21 protein-coding genes and 1 pseudogene are annotated in these 20,668 nt (G+C 63.2%); 3 read left to right on the top strand and 19 right to left on the bottom strand.

The genetic code is table 11. The annotated features are described in order from the left end of the window. Positions 1-79: 79 nt before the first annotated feature. On the bottom strand, positions 80-748 hold the full coding sequence (locus A5636_RS15725) for a sigma-70 family RNA polymerase sigma factor (protein ID WP_065159557.1): 669 nt from the start codon (positions 746-748) through the stop codon (positions 80-82). Between the two features lie 458 nt (positions 749-1,206). Between A5636_RS15725 and A5636_RS25615 the strand changes: the two genes are divergently transcribed. Both A5636_RS25615 and A5636_RS15730 read left to right on the top strand, forming a co-directional pair. Then, positions 1,207-1,596, top strand: a complete 390-nt coding sequence (locus A5636_RS25615; protein ID WP_216638841.1) for a four-helix bundle copper-binding protein — start codon at positions 1,207-1,209, stop codon at positions 1,594-1,596. Next, positions 1,593-2,579, top strand: coding sequence for an NAD(P)/FAD-dependent oxidoreductase (locus A5636_RS15730; protein WP_253900601.1), 987 nt, complete (start codon positions 1,593-1,595; stop codon positions 2,577-2,579). The genes A5636_RS25615 and A5636_RS15730 overlap by 4 nt, the downstream gene beginning before the upstream one ends. 3 nt (positions 2,580-2,582) lie before the next feature. Here the strand turns inward: A5636_RS15730 and A5636_RS15735 are convergent, their stop codons facing one another. The 17 genes from A5636_RS15735 to A5636_RS27895 form a co-directional block, all read right to left on the bottom strand. Continuing rightward, a complete protein-coding gene (locus A5636_RS15735) occupies positions 2,583-3,821 on the bottom strand; it encodes a thiolase family protein (protein WP_065159559.1) in 1,239 nt (412 codons plus the stop codon). Further along, positions 3,818-4,300 carry a hypothetical protein gene (locus A5636_RS15740; RefSeq protein ID WP_065159560.1) on the bottom strand — a complete coding sequence of 161 codons (483 nt, stop codon included), beginning with the start codon at positions 4,298-4,300 and terminating at the stop codon, positions 3,818-3,820. The genes A5636_RS15735 and A5636_RS15740 overlap by 4 nt, the downstream gene beginning before the upstream one ends. A gap of 82 nt (positions 4,301-4,382) precedes the next feature. Next, the gene (gene msrB / locus A5636_RS15745; RefSeq protein WP_065159561.1) at positions 4,383-4,865 is read right to left on the bottom strand and encodes a peptide-methionine (R)-S-oxide reductase MsrB; all 483 of its coding nucleotides are present in this window, start codon (positions 4,863-4,865) and stop codon (positions 4,383-4,385) included. Between the two features lie 210 nt (positions 4,866-5,075). Further along, on the bottom strand, positions 5,076-6,485 hold the full coding sequence (gene lpdA, locus A5636_RS15750; RefSeq protein ID WP_065159562.1) for a dihydrolipoyl dehydrogenase: 1,410 nt from the start codon (positions 6,483-6,485) through the stop codon (positions 5,076-5,078). A gap of 107 nt (positions 6,486-6,592) precedes the next feature. Beyond that, the gene (locus tag A5636_RS15755; RefSeq protein ID WP_081287818.1) at positions 6,593-7,108 is read right to left on the bottom strand and encodes a YkgB family protein; all 516 of its coding nucleotides are present in this window, start codon (positions 7,106-7,108) and stop codon (positions 6,593-6,595) included. A 270-nt stretch (positions 7,109-7,378) separates the two neighbouring features. Then, on the bottom strand, positions 7,379-7,969 hold the full coding sequence (locus A5636_RS15760) for a GNAT family N-acetyltransferase (protein ID WP_065159563.1): 591 nt from the start codon (positions 7,967-7,969) through the stop codon (positions 7,379-7,381). 142 nt (positions 7,970-8,111) lie between these two features. Next, entirely contained in the window at positions 8,112-8,291 is a 180-nt protein-coding gene (locus tag A5636_RS15765; RefSeq protein ID WP_437339834.1) for a DUF6510 family protein, read from the bottom strand. Between the two features lie 19 nt (positions 8,292-8,310). Further along, complete coding sequence (locus A5636_RS15770) at positions 8,311-9,048, bottom strand: ferredoxin reductase (protein WP_081287819.1); 738 nt, start codon at positions 9,046-9,048, stop codon at positions 8,311-8,313. Positions 9,049-9,056: 8 nt separating this feature from the next. Beyond that, on the bottom strand, positions 9,057-9,656 hold the full coding sequence (locus A5636_RS15775; RefSeq protein WP_065159565.1) for a molybdopterin-dependent oxidoreductase: 600 nt from the start codon (positions 9,654-9,656) through the stop codon (positions 9,057-9,059). 3 nt (positions 9,657-9,659) lie between these two features. Beyond that, positions 9,660-10,787, bottom strand: a complete 1,128-nt coding sequence (tal, locus tag A5636_RS15780) for a transaldolase (protein WP_065159566.1) — start codon at positions 10,785-10,787, stop codon at positions 9,660-9,662. A 461-nt stretch (positions 10,788-11,248) separates the two neighbouring features. Next, positions 11,249-12,673 (bottom strand): NAD(P)H-quinone dehydrogenase, encoded by a 1,425-nt coding sequence (locus tag A5636_RS15785; protein WP_065159567.1) that lies wholly within the window; start codon positions 12,671-12,673, stop codon positions 11,249-11,251. A gap of 33 nt (positions 12,674-12,706) precedes the next feature. Further along, positions 12,707-13,177, bottom strand: coding sequence for a DUF5709 domain-containing protein (locus A5636_RS15790; protein ID WP_065159568.1), 471 nt, complete (start codon positions 13,175-13,177; stop codon positions 12,707-12,709). A gap of 240 nt (positions 13,178-13,417) precedes the next feature. Next, complete coding sequence (locus A5636_RS15795; RefSeq protein ID WP_065159569.1) at positions 13,418-14,764, bottom strand: NAD(P)/FAD-dependent oxidoreductase; 1,347 nt, start codon at positions 14,762-14,764, stop codon at positions 13,418-13,420. Continuing rightward, positions 14,765-15,145 (bottom strand): tryptophanase, encoded by a 381-nt coding sequence (locus A5636_RS15800; RefSeq protein WP_253900602.1) that lies wholly within the window; start codon positions 15,143-15,145, stop codon positions 14,765-14,767. A gap of 47 nt (positions 15,146-15,192) precedes the next feature. After that, on the bottom strand, positions 15,193-15,498 hold the full coding sequence (gene usfY, locus A5636_RS15805; RefSeq protein ID WP_172827247.1) for a protein UsfY: 306 nt from the start codon (positions 15,496-15,498) through the stop codon (positions 15,193-15,195). Beyond that, positions 15,491-15,964 (bottom strand): hypothetical protein, encoded by a 474-nt coding sequence (locus A5636_RS15810; RefSeq protein WP_437339835.1) that lies wholly within the window; start codon positions 15,962-15,964, stop codon positions 15,491-15,493. Before A5636_RS15810 ends, usfY begins: the two co-directional genes overlap by 8 nt. 356 nt (positions 15,965-16,320) lie before the next feature. After that, positions 16,321-16,824 (bottom strand): response regulator transcription factor, encoded by a 504-nt coding sequence (locus tag A5636_RS27895; protein ID WP_437339837.1) that lies wholly within the window; start codon positions 16,822-16,824, stop codon positions 16,321-16,323. Positions 16,825-17,145: 321 nt separating this feature from the next. Between A5636_RS27895 and A5636_RS27900 the strand changes: the two are divergent. Next, positions 17,146-17,241 (top strand): annotated as a pseudogene (locus A5636_RS27900) (hypothetical protein); the annotation flags it as partial. Between the two features lie 2,351 nt (positions 17,242-19,592). Here A5636_RS27900 and A5636_RS15820 read toward each other — a convergent pair. Continuing rightward, positions 19,593-20,668: helix-turn-helix transcriptional regulator (locus A5636_RS15820; RefSeq protein WP_172827249.1), on the bottom strand; the 1,076-nt coding region annotated here is incomplete at its 5' end.

Raw genomic sequence — 20,668 nt, forward strand, 5'->3', positions numbered from 1 at the left:
TTGCTCGGAGCTCGTAATGTATTGCGGCTAGGCTATGTTCCGGCAGAACGTCCTGTCATCATCGGCTACCGGGTGTCGCCTATGGCTGGGGTGCGGGTGACAAGTTGCTTGGTGTTGCCTGGTGTTGGGTGGCCCCGCATGGGGCCTTGCCGATTGTCTTGGCCGCGTGGCCGGCTGGTGAGTCGAATAACAGAGCGCGCAGTTGTTTCCGTCCGCGGTTGAGTCTCGAACTTACTGTCCCTTGCCGGGTGTCCGTCATCGCTGCGATCTCCTTGTAGGAATATCCCGCAATGTCGGCGAAATAGACAACGACACGAAACTGCTCAGGTAAGACCATCATTGCCGCCTTGAGGTAAGGGTCCGGCAGCTTTTCGAGCGCCTGATCTTCAGCCGACCGTAGGCCGCTAGGCATCCGTGAGGCGCTGGCTACCAGCTGTTGATCGGTGATCTCGCCAGTCGGATGTTGCGCGGGACGGCACTTTTGCTTTCGGTAGCCGCTGATATAGGCGTTCATCATGATCCTCCGCAGCCACGCTTTGAGGTTCGTTCCCGGCTCGAATGCCCGGAGACCGGCATATGCGTTGAGCACTGTTTCTTGCACCAGGTCCTCCGCATCCGCTGGGTTGGCGGTCAAGCGAAGAGCCTGCCGATAGAGGGGCTCGAGAAGTGGGATGACGGCGCTCTCAAATTGTTGAGCGCTCAGCGGGCTGGCCGGCACCGTTGTGCATTGCTCGCGCACGCGATTCACGTTATGCTCCGGCCGTTGCGAGACGCATTGGTAAGCAATAAGTCTGGTTGCAGATTGGGCGAAGCAGGCAGCTTGGTGTGCCCTCCTTCAGGAGCGCCATTTCGAGCACCCGACCTCTCACGCAGCTGACCGCAGGTGGGGTATTGCCTTGCCTCCATTGGGACCTCCGCTCGAGTTCTGGAGATAGCATCTATCGGCGCGGGGTGATTGGTCATCACCCGCCGGGCGGATTCATCCGGGTGAGTGCCGTTGCCGCGCAATGCATCAAGACGATTCCACGTGTCCAATATCACCCGGATGAATGAGGGAAGCGGTCGAAGACAAATCACCCGCTCTTGCGCCATGCTGTCAACGGCTACACCCGTGCAGCCGTGTTCTGTTGTGTTAGCGGCACAGCAGGTGACTCAAAGACAACCATCGCGCTGAACGAGGAGGACCAAGTGAGCGCCGCCAGGAGAATGCTCGAAACCTATCCGCGAGATCTGGGCCGGATCGATATAGCCAAGCTGGTCGAATGTATCGATGCTTGTTTCGAGTGCGACCAAGCCTGCACAGCGTGTGCGGACGCCTGTCTGAGTGAAGACGATGTCGACCACTTGACCAAGTGCATCCGTACTTGCCTTGACTGCTCGGATGTCTGCGCGACAACCGGTCGGGTTTTGTCCCGACACACGGATTACGACGCCAACTTGACGAGGACGGTCCTCCAAACCTGCGCTACCGCCTGTAAGACAAGCGGCGACGAGTGCGACAAGCATGCGGCCAGACACGAACATTGCCGAGTGTGTGCCGAGGTATGCCGTCGCTGTGAACGAGCCTGCCGGGACCTCATCGAGGCGCTCGGTTGAGAGAACCGCCCGAGCGGGTGGCCGCGGGTCGGGTCCGTGATGTCATCATCGTCGGGTCAGGCCCGGCCGGTTACACCGCGGCGATTTACAGCGCACGAGCCGGATTGGACACCGTCGTCGTCGAAGGCGAGCGGCCCGGCGGCGCACTGATGACCGCCGGGCAGGTGGACAACTATCCCGGTGTCGCCCCGTTGGTGGGCGGGCCCGCGCTGGCTGCTGCGATGCGTGACCAGGCGCAGCAGTTCGGCGCCGAACTAAAGGCAGGCATCGTCCACCGCTTCGATCTCCACGGTGAGCCAAAGGCCGTCGCGGTAAGGGACGTCGCGGTAAGGGACGAGGTGTGTCATGCCCGCGCGTTGATCCTGGCGATGGGCTCGGTGAACCGACCCCTCGATGTGCCCGGCGAGCGGAAATTGATCGGCCGCGGACTCAGCGCCAGCGCCAAACTCGACGGTGACCAGTTCGCGGGTCGCGAGGTCGCGGTTATCGGAGGTGGCGACGCCGCAGTCGAAGAAGCGCTTTACCTGGTGCCGCGAGTTCGGCGGGTGACTCTTGTCCACCGCCGTCCCCAGTTGCGGGCGTCGGCTATCGCCGTAGCCCGGCTTCGGACCCGTCCCAATGTCACGATCCTGACGTCCACTGAAGTGCTGGCCGTGTGCGGCGAGCATTATGTCACCGGATTGCGGTTGCGCGATATGCAGAGCGCTGCCGAGTACGAAATCGGCGTTGCCGCAACGTTCGTCGCGGTCGGACAGATGCCACGCTCGGATCTGTTGAGGGGGCGCATCGACCTTGATGCCCAGGGTTACATCCGAATCCGCGACGGTACGAACCACACCTCAGTAGACGGCGTCTTTGCCGCCGGCGATCTGATCGACCGTCGATACCGGCAGGCGATCACAGCTGCAGCCACCGGTTGCGCGGCCGCGCTCGACGCTCATCGCTGGATCACCGATACCCGGTGGCCTGCGGCGGCGTGCTGAAAGCTAAACGGCTTCAGGGTTTTCCACCACTACCGCCACCGCCTGGCCTGAACCGATGCACACCCCCACCACTCCGTAGCGAGCGCCACGTTCCCGCAGTTCAATGGACAACGTCAGCAGGTACCGCGCCCCCGTAGCGCCAAACGGATGTCCGATCGCCACCGCGCCACCGTTAGGTGTGACCTTGTCGTCGGGAACGACGAAGCCGTCAAGCTGATTGGGTAACTCTCGCAGGACTCCCAATGCTTGTGCACTGAACGCCTCGTGGATCTCCCAGACATCGATCTGTTGCGGAGTCAGGCCGGCGCGGCGGATCGCCGCCGGCATCGCCCAGGCCGGAGCGATACCCATGATCAGCGGATCGATCCCATACACGGCGCTAGACACCACCCTGGCCAACGGCGCGACGCCCAATTCGGTTGCGCGCTCTTTCGAACCGATCAGGACAGCGGTCGCACCGTCACTCAAGGGCGAGGAGTTGCCCGCCGTCATCTGCGTGGTTCCCGGCTGGGCAGGAAGAGCCCCTAGCGCCTCCGCGGTGGCGCCATCGCGGATGAACTCATCATGCTCCGCTAAGCGCGCCGGCGCCTTCCTGGTCGCCGCGATCGGCACCGCCATGATCTCTTTGGCCAGCCTGCCCCGATCGCGAGCGGCCTTGGCGCGCTGTTGCGAGCGCAGCGCGAACGCGTCAATCTCCTGGCGGCTCAGTGCATACCGGTCCGCGACATTCTGCGCCGTTTCGATCATGCCGATGTACGCGTTACGCGCCAACAACACCGGATTCGGCGGCCCGCCGGCGCCGCTCCACATCGTGTCGAGCATGAAGACCGGACCACGCGGACTGAAAGCCGCGTCGCCTTTCATCAGCGCCCATCCCGAGCGCGACATCGACTCGACCCCGCACGCAATGCCCAGGCCCAGATCACCCGCCTTGATGGCGTGGCTGATACTCACCGCGGCGCTCAACGACGAGCCGCAGAACCGATTCACGGTCACGCCCGCGACGCTGTCGGGAAACCCGGCGGCGAGTGCGGCCCATCGTGCAATGTCACCCATCCCCTCGTGGGCGGGGTTCACGCACCCGGCGACGACATCTTCCACGGCATCCAGGGGCACGCCCACCCGTTCGCATGCGCCCTTGAGTGTCATTCCCAACAGGTCATCGGCACGGATCCCCGACAGTGTGCCCCCATAGCGGGCGAACGGCGTTCGCACTCCGCCCAGGACGTACGCCTCATTCATTGGTGCATCCTTCCGTCACAGTTCGTGGCCCCGACGGCTCGGGGTAGCGGGAGCCCTCCCGAGCGGAATCGGCTCAGCGGCAGTGGCTTCGCGGCCACCGGGGAGTCTGCGGTGAGGCAGACGTCACCACAATCGTGCTGAAACACGAAGGTGCGCTGCCTGAATCGATCATCGACCTCGAACCGCACGGCTATGACGAGGTCGGTGCGATCGACGATGCCGACGGACCGGATCACCACCGCCGGATCACTACTCAGCGTGTCCAACCGGACCGGATTTGTGTCCAGCGCATAACTGCGTTGACGGTCCCCAGGTGTGTCCGCGAGGTCGATATCGACACAACGTCTCGCGATCAGAAGGTCGATCTCTGCCAGCGTCTTACCCGTGACCATGATCGACACGCTGCCAACCGGATTCACCGTTGGAGATGCGGTCATCACCAGAGCGGCCGCGGCCGTCAAGACAATACCCTCAGCCATACCCCGTCACGCCCTTCCTGCCGGCCGGCCGCCTTAGGCGGTGCAACGCAATGCGAAGCACCCGTGCCCGTCAGTGCGGTGGTCACTCGTGGTGGCCCCCGCCGTGCGGTACCGGACCGGCGTGGGTGAACAGGCTCAGGTATTGCCCGTAGCCCTCGGCTTCGAGGTTGTCGCGGTGAATGAAGCGCAGCGAAGCCGAGTTGATGCAGTACCGCAGGCCGCCTTGAGCCTTCGGCCCGTCACTGAAGACGTGTCCGAGGTGACTTTCACCGTGGGTCGAGCGCACCTCGACGCGTTCCATGAAGTGGCTCCGGTCGGATTTTTCGACGACGTTGTTCGCGTCAATGGGTTTGGTGAAGCTGGGCCAGCCGGTGCCGCTGTCGAACTTGTCGACCGATGCGAAAAGCGGCTCTCCAGAGACGACGTCGACGTAGATGCCAGGTTCCTTGTTGGCCCAATACTCACCGGAGAATGGACGCTCGGTCCCGTTCTGCTGTGTGACGCGGTACTGCTCAGGATTCAACGCGTCGACGGCGGCTGGGTTCTTGTTGTATTCGTGTGACATGGGTGCTCCTCCGGGTCCCTCCGTGGTTGTTGTTGACGGCCTCAGCTTTGCTGCCCGTTCGCCAGCCCGGGGCCGAAGGTTCGCCGGCTTCTGGTTCTACTGAGGCTGCAACTTCGTGGGGCGAGTTGGCATCACCCGAACCACCTATTCACCCGGGTGATTGAAGCAAGGTACGTGAAGCGGAAACCATGACATCCGCGATTTCGGCAACTACAGATTGATGGCCTCGCCGGTGAGAGCGTGGAAGCATTCCTGCAGTCCTTCACCGATTGTCGGATGTGTGTGGATGTTTCGGGCAAGCTCGGTGGCGGTCAGGTCCCACAGCTGTGCGAGGGTCAATTCGGGAAGGAGCTCACTGACTTCGCTGCCTACCAGATGTGCGCCCAGCAGCTCGCCGTGCTCGCCGTCGGCAATCACTTTGATGAAACCGCCGCGTTCACCCAGTCCGTGAGCTTTTGCGCTGGCCTGCATGGGAAATGAGGCGACCCGTACCTGGTGACCGGCAGCGCGGGCCTGCTCTTCGGTGTAGCCGAAGCTGGCGACCTGCGGCTGGCAAAACGTGACTCGTGGCATCATCCGGTAGTCCAGTGGCATCGTCTCTGTGCCGGCGATGGTTTCGGCGGCGATCAGGCCCTGTGCGGAAGCGACATGCGCGAGCTGCAATTTGGCGGTGACGTCACCGACCGCATAGATATGGGGCGCGGATGTCCGCATGTAGTCGTCGATGTCGATCGCGCCGCCGGCAGTGAGACGTACTCCGGCGGCGTCGAGACCGATTTCTTCGACGTTAGGACTGAATCCGATGCAGATGAAGGCCCGCTCGGCCTGCACAGTGGCAGACGTTGCGTCCGCGCGGGTGTAGCTGACGGCGACGTGATCGCGGTGGTCAACGACTTTGTCAACGCGGGCGGATGTGTGAATCGTGATGCCGCGGCGGCGGTAGTGCCGCTGAAGTTCTCGGGAAACGTCGGCGTCCTCGTTCGGGAGGACGCGGTTGGCGAATTCCAAAATATCGACCCGTACGCCGTAACTGTGCAGGATATAAGCGAATTCCATGCCGATGCCACCACCGCCGATGATCACGATTGACTCGGGCAGATCGGAACTCAGAATCTGTTGTTCGTAGGAGACGACGTTCTCGCTGAAGTTGACTCCCGGCAGCATGCGCACCCGCGAACCGGTCGCGATGACGGCGTGTTCGAAGGTCAGTGACTTGCTGCCGCCCTCGGATAGATCTACGGCGAGGCTGTGGGGGCCGGTGAAACGGCCGTGGCCGTCAATCTCGGTGATGTTGTTCTTGCGCATCAGGAAATGAACGCCGCGCACCCGGGCTTCGGCGACTTCGCGGCTGCGCGACGCGGCACGGGTGTAGTCGAGACTAACGTCGCCGGAGATACCGAATGCGGCGGACTGGTGGGTGATGATGGAGGCAATTTCGGCGTTGCGCAGCAGTGCTTTTGAGGGGACACATCCGGTGTTGAGGCACACCCCACCCCAATAGCGTTCCTCGACTATCCCGACGGTCATGCCCAGTTGGGCAGCGCGGATAGCTGCCACATACCCTCCGGATCCTGCACCCAGGACAAGGAGGTCGTAATGGTTTTCGGCTGGCGCTGTCACTTTTGGCTCCTGTTTTGCCGCGCGGCGTGCGTCCGCGCTAGCAACCGAACAGCGGTTTCTTCGGCGGACGCCACCTCGTCAGCGTGATATGTCGTCAGCGTGATATGTCAATGCGTTTCGGCGACCAACGTCTTTCTGCGAACCGCCTCGATGGAGTCCACCAGCAGCCACACTGCTAAGCCGATGAGCGCGATGTCCTTCATCAGAAATTCGCCGTCGGCGGACAGAACGGGAAAGCCACCAGCCGACGCCTCGCCAACCCCGGGGGTCGAAACCATGAAACTCAGCGTCGTTACGAAGAACAACGACGCGACGACCCCGCCAACTACGGAAGCCTTCGGTGACCACGGCTTGAGCGCCAACAGCACTGCCGTGATCAACTCGATCGATCCATTCAACCGACCGAAGTCGTCGATGGACATGATGTCGTAGAACCAACTCAAAAAGGGACTGTTGGCCACCCAATGTGAAACGCCTTGGGACTCATAGTGGGTGAACTTCATTGCGCCAAACCAGGCCAGGACTATGGCCAAGCCGTAGCGCGCGATGAGAGGCGCGATGCCGCTCGCTCGAGACCTCACCGGCCGATCAGTCATCATGGCGGTGGACTCATTGTGGGACATCCGGTCTCCGTTCTGTGTGTCGCTTTCGTGCGTGGCCGCCGCCGAACCCGGACCGCTTCGCCGGCGACGTAGTTGGTCGAGATGGTGAGCCGAGCGTTGCGGGTGGCGGTGAGATCAATGCCACTATCTCTGCGCAAGGGGTGAGTTGTCCTCATCCGGGCGTGTAGTTCACCCGGGTGAGAACACGACAACCGATATACGGCACCGTCACGGCAACGCCAGACAGCAACGTGCGCAGGAGCATTACTTGAGCGTTCCCGCCGGCGGTGCTCAGTGCGCACAAGCCGGCTCCGGTAGGTCTAGGTCGGCCTTCGTCAGGCGGTAGACCTGCAGCGTGAGGTTGTAATACTTGTCGGTCTCACCAACCCATTCCATCCCCACTCGCCGGGCGGTAGCCACACCACGGCTATTGCCCGTCCGCACGACTGCAAAGACCTCACTGATATGGAGGTTTTCGAAGGCCTGATGAGCAACCGCATGTCCGGCTTCCGCGCCGTACCCGTAGCCCCATGCCTTCGGAGACACCTGCCACCCGATTTCCAGATCTGTGCGGCCCGGCGGCAGTGGAAGCAGGGCTACCCCCCCGATTACGTCGCCGCTGTTCTTGTCGGTGATCGCCCAGCGACCCAACGGGAGCCCGGTCGCGTCGCTTTCGCCGATCCACGCCCCAAGGACACGTCGCATCTCGGCCTGGTCGGCGACGGGGGACATGGCCGGACACAACCAGCGCGCCACTTCGGGCGAACCGTATACGGCAAATGCGGCGGCGTCGTCATCAAGTTGCCACGGTCGCAACACGAGCCGGTGTGTCCTGATTTCCCGCGTCTCGGCGTCTAATTCGACGTGGCGATGCTCAACCATATTGGCTCCCTGGCGTTGTGGTGCACAGACGGTATATGTGCGTTTTGCATCAGTGGGACGGGATCGCGATACGCCAGGACTGGGCGCCGCCGAAGTCGAGCCACACATCGGTTTTCGTTTGCACCAACCGGGCCAGGACGTCCTAGCAGGCCGGACACCGCACCACGACTCCGGGGCCGTGGTCATAGACGTGACTTTCAGCGAAGCGCATTGCGCGACCGCAGTTCCCGCAGGTGAGCGTGGCCGTGGTGACATCGAATCCCAGGACTTGCGCGAAGGCGCCCGCGGCCGCGTTGCCGTCGACGTGCGTTGGCTCGGTCATCATTCCTCGTTTTCTGGTACTAGCGCGGCCCAAACCGCTCAGTCCGGATGGTCGACGGCGGAACCCCCTGCTCGATCAGCATTTTGGCCACCGATTCCACGAATCCTGTTGGGCCACAGACATAGCAGCGCACGCCATCGTGCAGGCCCCACCCGGCCGGCGCGAGGTCGGCCGAGCGGATTCGGCCAGGCGGCCGAGCGGTCTGCGGCGCGGCCGAGCGGGTGTAGACGAGCGCGACCTGAAGCCAATCACATTCGCGCTGCAGCCGGTCCAGTTCCTGGGCGTAGTACACGTCGGAGGGGTTGCGCACCGAGTAGACCAGCCGAAAGCACGCCGAACCGGCCATTATCCGATGCCGCAGCATGCACATCAACGGCACAATTCCCGATCCGCCGGCAACCAGCAGTACCCGAGCTTCCTCGCCCGGTCTCCAGACGAACCACCCGCCGATGGGGCCGCGAAGTTCGATCTCGTCGCCGGCCTCTAGTCCGATGAGGTAGGGCGAGACCTCTCCGTCGGCGATTTGCTGGACGGTGAGTTCAATGCGTTCACCGTCGGGCGGTTTACTCAGTGAGTAGCTGCGTTGTGCGCTGTAACCGTCCTCAGCGGTCAGCTTGAGATCGATGTGCTGGCCGGCCAGGTGGCCCTGCCAGCCGGGCACGGTCAGCCCGATCGTGCGTGAAGAATCGGTTTCTGGTTGAGAGTTCACCACGCGCGCGACTTGCCACTGGATCTTGGGTACGACGTGAAGGTCCACAGTCGCCGTCAATCCCCGGTGTAGCGTTGTTCTCGCCATGGGTCGCCGTAGTTGTGGTAGCCCAACCCTTCCCAGAATCCTGGCGTGTCGCTGTCCCGCAACTCAATGGATTTCACCCACTTCGCGGACTTCCAGAAGTACAGGTGCGGCACCAGTAGCCGTGCCGGACCACCGTGCGTTGGGGTGAGCGGCGCGCCCCCGTAGGCATACACCACCCACGCCTTGCCGCCGCGAAGATCCCGCAGCGGAAGGTTGGTGGTGTAACCGCCATAGGAGCCAACCAGTGCGAATTCGGCTGCGGTGTCGATTGATTCGAATAGGGTGTCCAGGGATACGCCTTCCCACCTGGTATCCAGTTTGGACCATGTGGTGACGCAGTGGATGTCGACATTGATCCGCTCGCTCGGCAGCGAGTTCAGCTGGGTCCACGTCCACGCATGTATGGCACCACGCTCGTCGCGGATGCTGAATCGCCATCGGTCGAGGTCGATGCGGGGCGTCGGTCCCGCCTGCAGGACGGGGAAGTCCACGGTCAGATGTTGTCCGGGCGGCAGCTTGACGGCCGAGTCAGCACGGCGTCCGTGAAAGCCTTTGTTGACGATACTCATTGGTCACGGAAGGTTCTGCTGGACCGCGGATGCGGAACCGGGATAGGACTCGAGCAATTCCAACCAAGCCGATCTGAAGTTGGCGACACCGTCATGTTCGAGCACCCGGAAAACGTCGTTGAGGTCCACGCCGACGGCGCTGATCTTGTCGAGGACTGTTTGGGCGCCGGGGGCCGTGCCGGTGACGGAATCGCCGGCGATTATGCCGTGATCAGCGAGTGCCTCCAAGGTCTTTTCCGGGATGGTGCTGACCGTGTTTGGGGCAACCAGTTCGGTGATGTACATGGTGTCGGGGTAGTCGGGGTTTTTTACCCCGGTGGATGCCCACAGCGGGCGCTGCACATTGGCCCCGGCATAGCTAAGCGCGGCGTAACGCTGTCCCTCTTGGAATACGTGCTGATAGGCGGCATAGGCAAGCCGGGCGTTGGCGATTCCCGCCCGCCCACGCAGGGCCATCGCCGCGTCGGTGCCGATAGTCTCAAGCCGCCGGTCGATTTCGGTGTCGACGCGGGAGACGAACAGGGATGCGACGGAATAGATCTGGCTCAGATCTTTGCCAGTGTTTTTCGCGGCTTCGAGGCCGGCCAGGTAGGCATCCATCGCGTTACGATGCCGCTCGACCGAGAAGATCAGCGTCACGTTCACTGAGATACCTTGGGCCACTGCGGCGGTGATGGCCGGCATACCGGCCGATGTGGCGGGGATCTTGATGAACAGATTCGGCCGGTCGACGATTTTCCACAGCTCGACGGCTTGGCTGACCGTCTGGTCGGTGTCGTGGGCTAGTCGCGGATCGACCTCGATCGATACACGTCCGTCGACGCCGCCGGAGGCTTCCCATTGTGGTCGCAGGATGTCGCAGGCCTGCCGCACGTCGTCGGTGATGACAGTGCGGATCGCCGAGTCGGCGTCGGCACCGCGGGCGGCCAATTCGGTGATCTGCTCGTCGTAAGCCTGGCCGTGTGAGATTGCACGCTGAAAGATCGAGGGATTGGTGGTGATGCCGACGACGCTTCTGGTGTCGATCAATCGCTGTAGGTTGCCCGATGTCAGGCGGTCGCGGGACAGGTCGTCCAGCCAGACGGATACCCCGGCCGCGGATAGCGCTGTCAGGACAGGGTTTTGCGTCATCGGATGCCAGCCTCCTGCTGGTGTCGCCGCCAACGTGTGACTCGGGCGGTGATAGTGGGGACGGCGAGCGCGATGACCGGCCAGTACGCGCCGGCCAGCAGCTGCCGGTCGTGCGGCGTCAGGCACGAGCGGTATGCAGCGCGGTTGTTGTTAGGCCATGATCCCATCGGCGATTCCCCTTCCCGGTTGGTACCGGCCGAACCGGCCTGAACTCTTGGTTGGCGGCGCGACGATTGGTCGACGTGGCACCGGTCTATCGGTGTGTGAGCGTGGCTTTTATCGGTATGTGAACGTGGCTTTTATCGGTATGTGAGCGTTGCTTCTATCGGTGTGTGAGCGTTGCTTCTATCGGTAATGAGCGTGGCTTGGAGGTGCGCCGACTGTCATCACCCCACAGCACCATTCACCCGGGTGATACCTAAAGGCGCGACCAGTGATGATCGCTGTCGCGTGGGTGTGCATTAGTCGAGATCATGGTGAGCTATCAGCCGCCGAGCCGCCTCGGTGATCGAGCCCGACAGCGAAGGGTAGATGGCGAGTGTCTCGGCCAGCTCGTTGACCGTAATCCGGTTTTGCACGGCCATCGCGATGGGCAGGATCAACTCCGAGGCAATCGGAGCCACCACCACACCACCGATTACCACCCCAGTGGCTTGTTGGCAGAACAGCTTGACGAAGCCGTGCCGCAGTCCCGACATCTTGGCGCGTGCATTGGTCTCCAGTGGCAGCATGATGGTTCGGGCGCGCACCGAGCCGTCGTCAATCTCCTTCTGCGGCACGCCGACCGCCGCGATCTCGGGTCGGGTGAATACCGTCGCCGCGACGGTGCGCAGCCGGATCGGGTGCACGGCCTCGCCCAGCGCGTGATACATCGCGATCCGGCCCTGCATCGCGGCAACCGAAGCCAACGGCAACAGTCCGGTGCAGTCCCCGGCGGCATAGACGCCGGGCACCGATGTCCGCGACACTCGATCGACAGTCAGGTAGTTGCCGCGGTCCAGCTCGATGCCCACGCGCTCCAGGCCCAAGCCGCCGGTGTTGGGGATCGATCCGATCGTCATCAGGGCGTGGCTGCCCGTGACGGTGCGGCCGTCGGTCATCGCCACCACAACTCCGTCCGCACTGCGGGTAACCGATTGCGCACGTGCGTTTTTGACCAGTTTGACGCCGCGTTCGGCGAACGATTCCTCCAGCACTAACGCGGCATCGGCATCCTCGTAGGGCAACACCCGGTCTCGGCTGGCCACTACGGTCACCGTGACACCGAGTTCGGTGTAAGCGTTGACGAACTCGGCCCCGGTGACTCCCGAGCCGACGACGATCAAGTGTTCGGGCAGCACGTCGAGGTCGTACAGCTGGCGCCAGGTCAGGATCCGCTGGTCGTCGGGCTGTGCCGACGGCAGGATCCGCGGGCTCGCGCCAGTCGCGATCAGTACCACGTCGGCATCATGCGTGCTGGTGATGGGGCCTTCACGTCCCGGATCGGAATGCGTCACTTTGACGCAGTGACGCGCCAGCCCGGGAGTCGCGTCTACCAACTCACCGTGTCCCGCGATCAACTCGACGCCCATGCTGAGCAGGTCTGCGGTGATGTCTGCGGACTGGGCCGCGGCCAATGTCTTGACCCGCTGATGGATCCCGGGCAACGAGATCGCCTCGGCCATATCGATGTTCAAGCCCGGCGACGCGCGTCGTAGTTCGCTGCGCAACCCGGTGGAGGCGATGAAAGTCTTTGAGGGCACACAGTCACACAAGACTGCCGCACCGCCGATACCGTCGGCGTCCACCACGGTAACCTGCGCTATCTCAGGTCCTCGGGCAGCGGCGACCAGTGCCGCCTCGTAGCCGGCCGGGCCGCCGCCGAGGATGACGATGCGAGTCACCACAGCTCAAACCTCAACGACGGGCTGGGCGCCAGGTCACAAGAGAAGCCATCCCTCACCGGCGATGATGTCCTCTTCGCTGATGATATGAATCGCGGCCTCCTCGGCTGACGCAGCGCCGCCGTCGATGCCGACGTCGTGCGCAAGGTAATCGGTGCCCGGATCCGTGGGGTCGACATCGAAGGCGACGAGTCGGCCGGCCCGCATGTCCCCGACCTGGTCGTCGATCGGCTCGCCATCGCTGTCGGCGCTGTCACCGATCCCGTCGCCGTCCCACTGGTCGGTTATATCGGGTAGCTCCTGGGCCAGCCGGCGCTCCAGACTCTCCCCGACGCGCGCTTCACTTGCGGTAAGTCCCCACGCCCGCAATTCCCGCGGCTTTTCCGGAGGCGAGTAGCCTTCGTCCAGGTCGATGCCTGTCTGTTCGGAGTCCACGCTCTCTTCCGGCTCGAGCAGATGGGCCCCGACGTCGTCGAATTCAGAAATCCCCATCGTCGCGATCCCCATTCCATATCCGAAAGGTCCTGCCCGAGCAGCGAAGTCCGACACTGGGCTGAGGGCACTGGAAACAGCTGCGCAGCTGTAGACCAACAGCATGGCGCGCGGAGGGGTGAACTGTCCTCGCCCACCGCCCTCACTCACCCGGGTGATAGATGGCGCGGCGAAAAAGCGGGACAGGCGGATCTGGTAGGCGCAGCACTGCAACGGCGTGAATTCGTCCAGGGGAGTTGGCAATAACCGGCAGCGCTAGTCCGCAACGGTGTCCCGGGGAAGATCAAACTCTTCGCTAACCGAGAATCGCGCGATGGAGGACGGGGCTACGCCCAGTGACACCAAGGGACGCGGGAACAAGAGCCCGGCCAGATATGCCGTGAAAACGGCCCAGCGGTTCGCGGCGCTCGGTATCGCGTAGAGGTGGTAACCGCGTGTGACCAGCTTGGCCGGCAGGCCCGACATGTGGATGTTGAGTGGATTGGCCACCGCAAAGCCAGGTCCGAGGTCGACTACCGTGCCCAGATCGCGATGTCGGTAGTCGCGTGCGGCCCCGTGACCGAGACTGGCGGCGACGTTGACAGCCAACGTTTTTCCCTGGCGGCTGGCGTGTTGTGCGGTCCGCGGGGTGATGTGCCCGGCCGTGGTGGCGTCGGGAACCGCGGCTGCGTCACCGCCGGCGAACACCCCCGGCATGGCGGGCACACTGAGATCGGCGCCAACCTTGAGCCGGCCCCGCTCGGTCGGCAGACCCAGCGTTGCGATCAACGGGCTGGCCACCACTCCGGTCACCCAGGCCACGGTATATGTGCCGATGCGAGTGCCGTCGGTGAGAACAACGTAATCTGGGCCAATTTCATTGAGGGTTACACCCATTCGGATCTGCACGCCGCGACGCCGCAGCACGCGTTGTGCCTTCGCTGCGAGCCGTGAGCCGATTTCGGGCATCATCCGGCCCGACCGTTCGACCAGGATCAGTCGAATTTCGCTTCGACTGGAGCCGAACTTGCGCGCGGCTGCCTCAGCCATCGCGCAGAGCTGCGCGATCAGTTCGGTGCCCGAATACGACGCTCCCACCACCACAACGGTTTTGCGTGCCTGCGCCCGGTGCGGGTCGGCGTCGATGGCAGCCAGCTCGAACTGTTCGAGGATGTGGTCACGCAGATAGAGGGCTTCGGCGATCGACTTCAGACCGCGGGCATGCTCGGTGAGGCCGGGAATGTCGAAGCGACGAGTAATCGAACCGGGGGTAAGAACGAGCCGATCCCATGCCAACTCCTGGGTGGCGTTCTCCTGATCACGAAAGCACAAGGTTCGTGCCGGGAAGTCGATTGTGTCGACGTAACCGCGGATCAGCCGCACGTCAGGCAAGTTGTCGCTCAACGGAATCGTGACGAAACGCGGGTCGATCAGGCCACCGGCGACATCCGGCAACAGCGGCGTGTACAGCAGGTAATCGACTGGCGAGATGAGAGTGACGGTCGCGGGCGATCGGTGACGGCGTAGCAAGGATATGAGCCGCCGTGCGCATTCGAATCCGGCGAACCCACTACCCACGATCACAACCGACGGAGCATCGCCTGCCTGTCGACGCTTGCGCATCTAAGCCGCCTCGATCTGCTGCAGGCGGATGAGGGAAAGCATAATGCGCAGGCGCGGCTCGTCTGGGTTACCGGCGTGGCCATTCAGCCAACCGGCCAGTTTCGAGAGTATCGCCACCGACAACGCCCTGCGGGCGGACAGGACGGCGTTGAGGATTCGCTTGATAGCGAGAAAACCTTCCCCGCAGCCTAATTCGGCGAAAAATATCGTGCGCTCATAACCAGTCAGGCATGACTGCACGGCATCGACCAGCAACCACGCCATATCCTCGTCGGAAATGATTCTCGGGCGAGCTTGCGCCAGTGCACGATTCGCCTGCGGACTCGTGATGTCGTAGTCGGATCTCACGATGACCTCTCGGCTGTCGAAGCCAACGGGCATGTCCTGGCTCCCTTCCGGTCTCCCTGGCGGCGGCTGGCCGGCATTTTTTAAGAGGCTCCCCGTGCGCGCGGTGAATGCCTTCCGTCCCACTGCGCATCGATGCACGTCACCCGACGATTCTCGATGACTAGCCACAGCGCCCCGGCGACGGTGCCCAGAACGGAGATAAGGACAGTGGTGGCAAGCCATTCGTAATGCCGGTAGGCGGCGGTGGCCGCCGTGCTGATCAATCCGGCCGTCGCTACCACGAACAGAATCAACCCGGGCCAGAAGAAATTGTCTTTCATCGCTATACCCGCATGCGGTTGTGTGGTCCGGGAGTGGTCAGTCGGGTCGGCATTCGTGTCACCCATCACGGCTCCCTTCGTCGTTACCTGGATGCCCGTCGCGGATCAGCAGCTCGGGCAACGCAATAGCCCCGATCGTTGTTACGAGCCACGCCACAACGGCTGTGGCCACCCAAGAGGCCATGCCTTCAATAGCGAGCCCGTGCGTCCATGCCGACGTGAGGACCAAGGTGACGATCGTCAATGCCAGACCGGTAGCCCCGAGCAGCAACGACGCATATCGATGGGGCAGCTTCAGGATTGGGAAGGACAGTATCGCCTGCGCTGAAGCGAACATCCCTACGGCGATGGCAAAGCCCGGTACTGACAACGAAACTCGGGGAACGACCCAAGCCGCAACCAGCAATCCCATCGCCCAGGACGTCAGCAGCGCAAGGGCACGCAGGATGATCGGCCCGGTGCCGGTGACCGCGGCAGGCCGAGTACGGGGGATAGACCGGCGGCCCGAAATTGCGGGCGTACTGGTTCTCATGCCAGTCCGGTCAGGGTGAGGGACAGAGTCGAGATCTGTTGGCGCCCATGGTGCAGACGCGTCGAAGCAACGCCTTCGCGGCACGCAATGATGCCGGTGGTCTCCGCGTCAGCGAGATGCGAGTCGCCGCCTGCTAGGCGGTCAACTGTTATTGCCATGGGCATATCCTGGCCGTGTCGGGGTGGATTGTCATCGCCCGGGTCAGTGAATCACCCGGGTGATTGTGCTGGACCGGCCTTGGAGTCGCAGTGCGGACGCAAGCCGATACCTGGGTGATTACGCGGGGGACGTCGTCGGACATGACCGTTCCTGCGCACCGCATCTGGCTCGATGCCGAGAGACGAATTACAACAGGCTTACAAAAGGCCCAGTTCTCGCGCCCGGCTGACCGCCGCACCGCGATGTTCAACGCGTAGCTTGCGATACACGGCCCGCTGGTGCGTCTTCACGGTGTTCAGCGAGACATAGAGCCGCTCACCGATCTCGCGTCGCGAGAGCCGGGTGGCGAGCAGGCGAAGAACCTCGAGCTCCTTAGGCGTCAGCTCCTCGTCGACCGTGCACCCCTCAAGGCGCGACGCCACCGCGACACCCGTGTTGCGCTCGACCAAAGGCAGCAGCGTCGAGGCGAGGTCGGCATCGGCGCAATCGCGCAACAGCGTGCCGGCCTCCTCGAGGCTCGTCTTTGCGGTCTGGTGGTCGCCGAGGTGGTTGTAGATTTCCGCCCGCACCACCAGCGTTTTCGCTACTTCGAGGATTGCTCCACCTTGGCGGGCCAGTCTGACGGCCATGTCGACGGTAACCACCGCCGCAGCTATGTCACCCCTCATCCGGAGGAGCTCGGCCGTGGCGAGCGACACCATCGCGTCGACGAGATGCTCGGCATCCGCCAAGTCCCGGGAGCTGCCTGACGCCCGGCGGATCAGGTGTTCGGCGTCTGCGGGCCGGCCGGTTTCGGCCGAGATCAGCGCCAGATAACCCAACGCGTAGCTACGGGCGCGACGATCATCCACCTTCTCGGCTTGCTGCACGGCGCGCCGGAAGCTGGCTTGCGCCTCCCGGGTGCTGCCCGAAAAGTACAACGCTGACCCGTATATGCAGTAGGCGCTTGATCGGCCCAGCGGCGCTTCGCCCAGATCGAGTGTGATTGCTTGGCGAGCCTCTTCGAGCGCCCTGGCGAGTTCAGCCGTCTTGAAGGAGTGAACCGCACGCAACACGACAACTTGAGCGCTGATGGCGCCGCTGTCCGCCGCACCGGCCCCAGATCCGGCCTGGGCCGCCTCGATCCACTCAGCGGCGTCATCGAGTTGGCCAACACTCAGCGCGATCCAGGCGCGGGCCAGGCTCAGCCGCGGATCTTCAAGGACGGCCTTCTCGGGCAGCATGTCCAGCATCCCGGACACCGTCGACACGCCGCCTCCATTGAACTCGTTCACCCAGTCCGCGGCGATCAGTTCAGCACTACGTTCGACGTCACCGCCAGCGATGAGATGGCGCACCGCTTCATCGATCAGGCCCTGGGCTTCGAACCACGCTGCGGCTCGTCGGTGCAGGTCGGCAACCAGATCGGGCTCGCTGCGACGTAGTTCGGTGCGCAGCAGCTCTGCGAAGAGCTGGTGGTACCGATACCAGTGCCGTGACGTGTCCAGTGGCACCACGAAGAGGTTTTCGCGCTCGATGGTCTCCAAGACCGAGGCCGAGTCGGACATTTGAAGCACCGCGTCGCACAGCGGACCGTTGAGCCGCCCCAACACCGAGGTGCGCAGCAGGAAATTGCGGATTGGCGCCGGCTGACCGTCGAGCACCTCGGCCATCAAGTAGTCGACGATGTGACGGTTATCGCCCGCGAAGGTCTTGATGAATGCGGCGGTGTCGGGCCGCCCGGCAAGCGAGAGTGCGGCAAGGTAAAGGCCTGCAGCCCACCCTTCGGTGCGTTGGTGCAGTAGCTCGATATCTGCTTTATCCAGCCTCAATCCGAGGACATCGTTCAGCAGTTGCTCGGTCTCACCCGCCCCGAAACGTAAATCGTCGGCACGCATTTCGGTAAGTTCACCGCTTGCTCTCAGCCGAGCCAACGGCAACATCGGATCCGATCGCGTGGCCAGCACCAGGTGCAGGTTCGCCGGCATCCGGCTGACAAAGAACGCAACCTGCTCGTGGACCGCTCGACTTTTGACGAGGTGGTAGTCATCGAGGATCAGCACCATCGGGCCATCGATCGCATCCAGATCATTCAGCAGGATCGGCAAAGTCACCTGGACTGGGTCCGCACCCATCGCCAGCAGTTCCAGCGCTCGAACACCCACCTCGGGACTTATCTTCTGCAACGCGGCGATCACGTACATCCAAAACCACACCGGGTCGCTGTCCGAGGGATCAAGCGACAGCCAGCCAACTCGTTCGTCACCGATCACACCGACGGCCCACTGAGACAGCAGTGTCGTCTTTCCCCAACCCGCCGGTGCGCTCAGTAGGGTCAGCTTGCAACCGCGCCCCGCAGACAGTGCGTCGAACAGGGCGGGCCGGTGGACGAGTTGGACGCCGACGGCCGGGACGTGCAGCTTGGTGGCCAGTAGAACTGCACGCGCGGCTTCTCCGCCGTCGCTTTCGCCGCGTCCGGCTGCGCCGGTGCTGTCCGAACTGCGCGAATCGGATGAAATCAGCGGCGGGGAGGGAACATTCGGCGTCGATTCCTGTTCGTTGGGCGTCGGCGTCCCAGAATCCCGGTTGTTGTCCCCGGGGCCGGGTGGGCTCGTTTTGCCCGTCAAGAGTGACCCCTTATCAGACGCGTTCTCTGTGAGTACTCCAGGCGCACGTTGGCGGTGTCCGTTGGCGCTGACGTATCCGTGTCCCGCCGATGCCTTGAGGACTTTCTCGTGAGCCGCACTCACGCTGTGCCCGTTCACCGTATCGCTCCTCGTGTTGCACCGATGTAGTGGCTCCTGTGACCTGCAGACGGCGGGGCGAGGGCGGCGGCATCCCGAGGTGATTTGACGGAACATCCCAAAGTGCCGACGGCGGCCCGCTGTCCTTTTCGAGTGATCATGGTCGTCGGTTGACCAACACGAACCCACTGACGCCGAATACCACGGGCAGCATCATCAACATTCCCCACACAGTGCTTGTCATCTCTTTCTCAATTCCTCTGCGCTTGCTCCCCGGCCCCCGTTCCTGTTCAAGTAGTGACAGTCGCGGTGATCCGGGGCTCAATAACTACCTTGCTAGCGAGAGACCGGCGTCACCATCGCCTAGGGGGTGATCTTTAGGGCCGAACCGGTGTATACCTAGTGCCCGGCATTTAACGGACTGGTCAATCCGATCGGCGAATGAGTTGCGGCAGCGACGTACTCGACTGTGTGCCTGAGGCAACGACGACGGTGCTTATCGGACAGGCAATTAATAGAAGCGCCGTGCGCCCCGGGGTCCTGAAATATTGCCCCGTATTGATTACGGCGCGCGTTGCTCTTGTCGGTGTATTAAGACCTGCCCTCCCGCTTGCTATTTCGTGGGGCACGTTGTGTACTGCGGTTCGTGCGGACAACGCGATACCATCGGCCGACGGTCGATGTGCTGTCGGTGAAATGGATGTATTAAGTGCGACCCCGTCCTGGGGCCGTAGTCGTCAGTTTCGTCAGTCAGCGCCGCGCAGCAACGTTGCCAACTGAGCACGCGAGGTGATGCCCAGTTTGGCAAATGCGTTGCGGACGTGGGTTTTCACCGTGTGGGGAGACAGATGCAGCTCTGCGGCGACGGAGCGGTTAGTGGCGCCCTGCGCGATCAGATTGACGACCGTGAGTTCGGAGTCGGTGAGGCTGTCTAAGCCGGTCTTTGCGCGGGGGTGGGCGACGATGCGTCGTTCTGCACCCAGCCCGCGCAACGCGCGGCCGACCCGGCGGGCATCCGCGGTCGCCCCGCACGCAATGTAGGTGTCGAAGGCCGCATTGAGTTGGTCCAGCGCCACGGCGTTACGCTGCGCGCGCACCAGTTCGCAGCTGGCGTCCTCGGCTGCGCTCGCGTAGAGCAGTGGCCGCGAAGACGCACGAAGCCCGTCTGCGGCAGCCACCAATGCTTGAGCGTCACGTCCCAATATCCCGCGCGCATACCCGCTCACCGCTGCCAGCAACGGCACTGCCGGGCCTTCACGTTCCAGCATCTCGCTGGCCTGCAGGACCCGTGCCCGCAAACCTGCATCACCGGCGGTCGAGGCGACCCGCGCACTCAAGATCAGCCGATCCAAGGCATAGACCTGTAGCGGTGTTCCGAGAAGTGCTATATCGCCGCCGAGCCAGCGAACCGCTTCATGAACGTCGTTGCGCTGCCACGCTGCCAGCGCAAGCACATACGCCGCTCCTCGACGGATGGCAGGTGAACCGGTTTCGTACGCATCACGCGCCGCATTCGTCGTCTGCTGCAACATGTTTCGGTCCTCCGTGCGTACCGCCACCGAGGCCATGATCACGATTCGCAGCAGGTCCGGCTCGCTCACGCCCGTCGGCTGGAGCGACGGCAGAGGCTCGGCCGCGTCGCGGGCCGCTGACAACCGGCCCGCCGCGAGGTGAATGACCCCGCTGATGGCGGTCCACAAATTGAGGACCATCGCGTTGCCCTGCCGGCGGGCCTGCGCGATGCCGTCAGCGACCCGAACCGCCGCGTCGTCCAGTCGGCCGACCACTGCCAGCAGGATTGCGTAGTAAATAGCGGCTAAGC

It is taken from the genome of Mycobacterium asiaticum (assembly GCF_001673315.1).
Lineage (GTDB): Bacteria > Actinomycetota > Actinomycetes > Mycobacteriales > Mycobacteriaceae > Mycobacterium > Mycobacterium asiaticum_B.

Coding starts and splice junctions, on each gene's coding strand:
- A5636_RS25615 (WP_216638841.1), top strand. CDS start 1,207: ATGCTCGAAACCTATCCGCGAGATCTGGGCCGGATCGATATAGCCAAG.
- A5636_RS15755 (WP_081287818.1), bottom strand. CDS start 7,108: ATGTCCCACAATGAGTCCACCGCCATGATGACTGATCGGCCGGTGAGG.
- msrB (WP_065159561.1), bottom strand. CDS start 4,865: ATGTCACACGAATACAACAAGAACCCAGCCGCCGTCGACGCGTTGAAT.
- A5636_RS15775 (WP_065159565.1), bottom strand. CDS start 9,656: ATGAGTATCGTCAACAAAGGCTTTCACGGACGCCGTGCTGACTCGGCC.
- A5636_RS15790 (WP_065159568.1), bottom strand. CDS start 13,177: ATGGGGATCGCGACGATGGGGATTTCTGAATTCGACGACGTCGGGGCC.
- tal (WP_065159566.1), bottom strand. CDS start 10,787: ATGACGCAAAACCCTGTCCTGACAGCGCTATCCGCGGCCGGGGTATCC.
- A5636_RS15765 (WP_437339834.1), bottom strand. CDS start 8,291: ATGACCGAGCCAACGCACGTCGACGGCAACGCGGCCGCGGGCGCCTTC.
- A5636_RS15760 (WP_065159563.1), bottom strand. CDS start 7,969: ATGGTTGAGCATCGCCACGTCGAATTAGACGCCGAGACGCGGGAAATC.
- usfY (WP_172827247.1), bottom strand. CDS start 15,498: ATGGGTGACACGAATGCCGACCCGACTGACCACTCCCGGACCACACAA.
- A5636_RS27895 (WP_437339837.1), bottom strand. CDS start 16,824: ATGGTGTCGCTCGCCACGGCCGAGCTCCTCCGGATGAGGGGTGACATA.
- A5636_RS15800 (WP_253900602.1), bottom strand. CDS start 15,145: ATGCCCGTTGGCTTCGACAGCCGAGAGGTCATCGTGAGATCCGACTAC.
- A5636_RS15810 (WP_437339835.1), bottom strand. CDS start 15,964: ATGAGAACCAGTACGCCCGCAATTTCGGGCCGCCGGTCTATCCCCCGT.
- A5636_RS15795 (WP_065159569.1), bottom strand. CDS start 14,764: ATGCGCAAGCGTCGACAGGCAGGCGATGCTCCGTCGGTTGTGATCGTG.
- A5636_RS15735 (WP_065159559.1), bottom strand. CDS start 3,821: ATGAATGAGGCGTACGTCCTGGGCGGAGTGCGAACGCCGTTCGCCCGC.
- A5636_RS15740 (WP_065159560.1), bottom strand. CDS start 4,300: ATGGCTGAGGGTATTGTCTTGACGGCCGCGGCCGCTCTGGTGATGACC.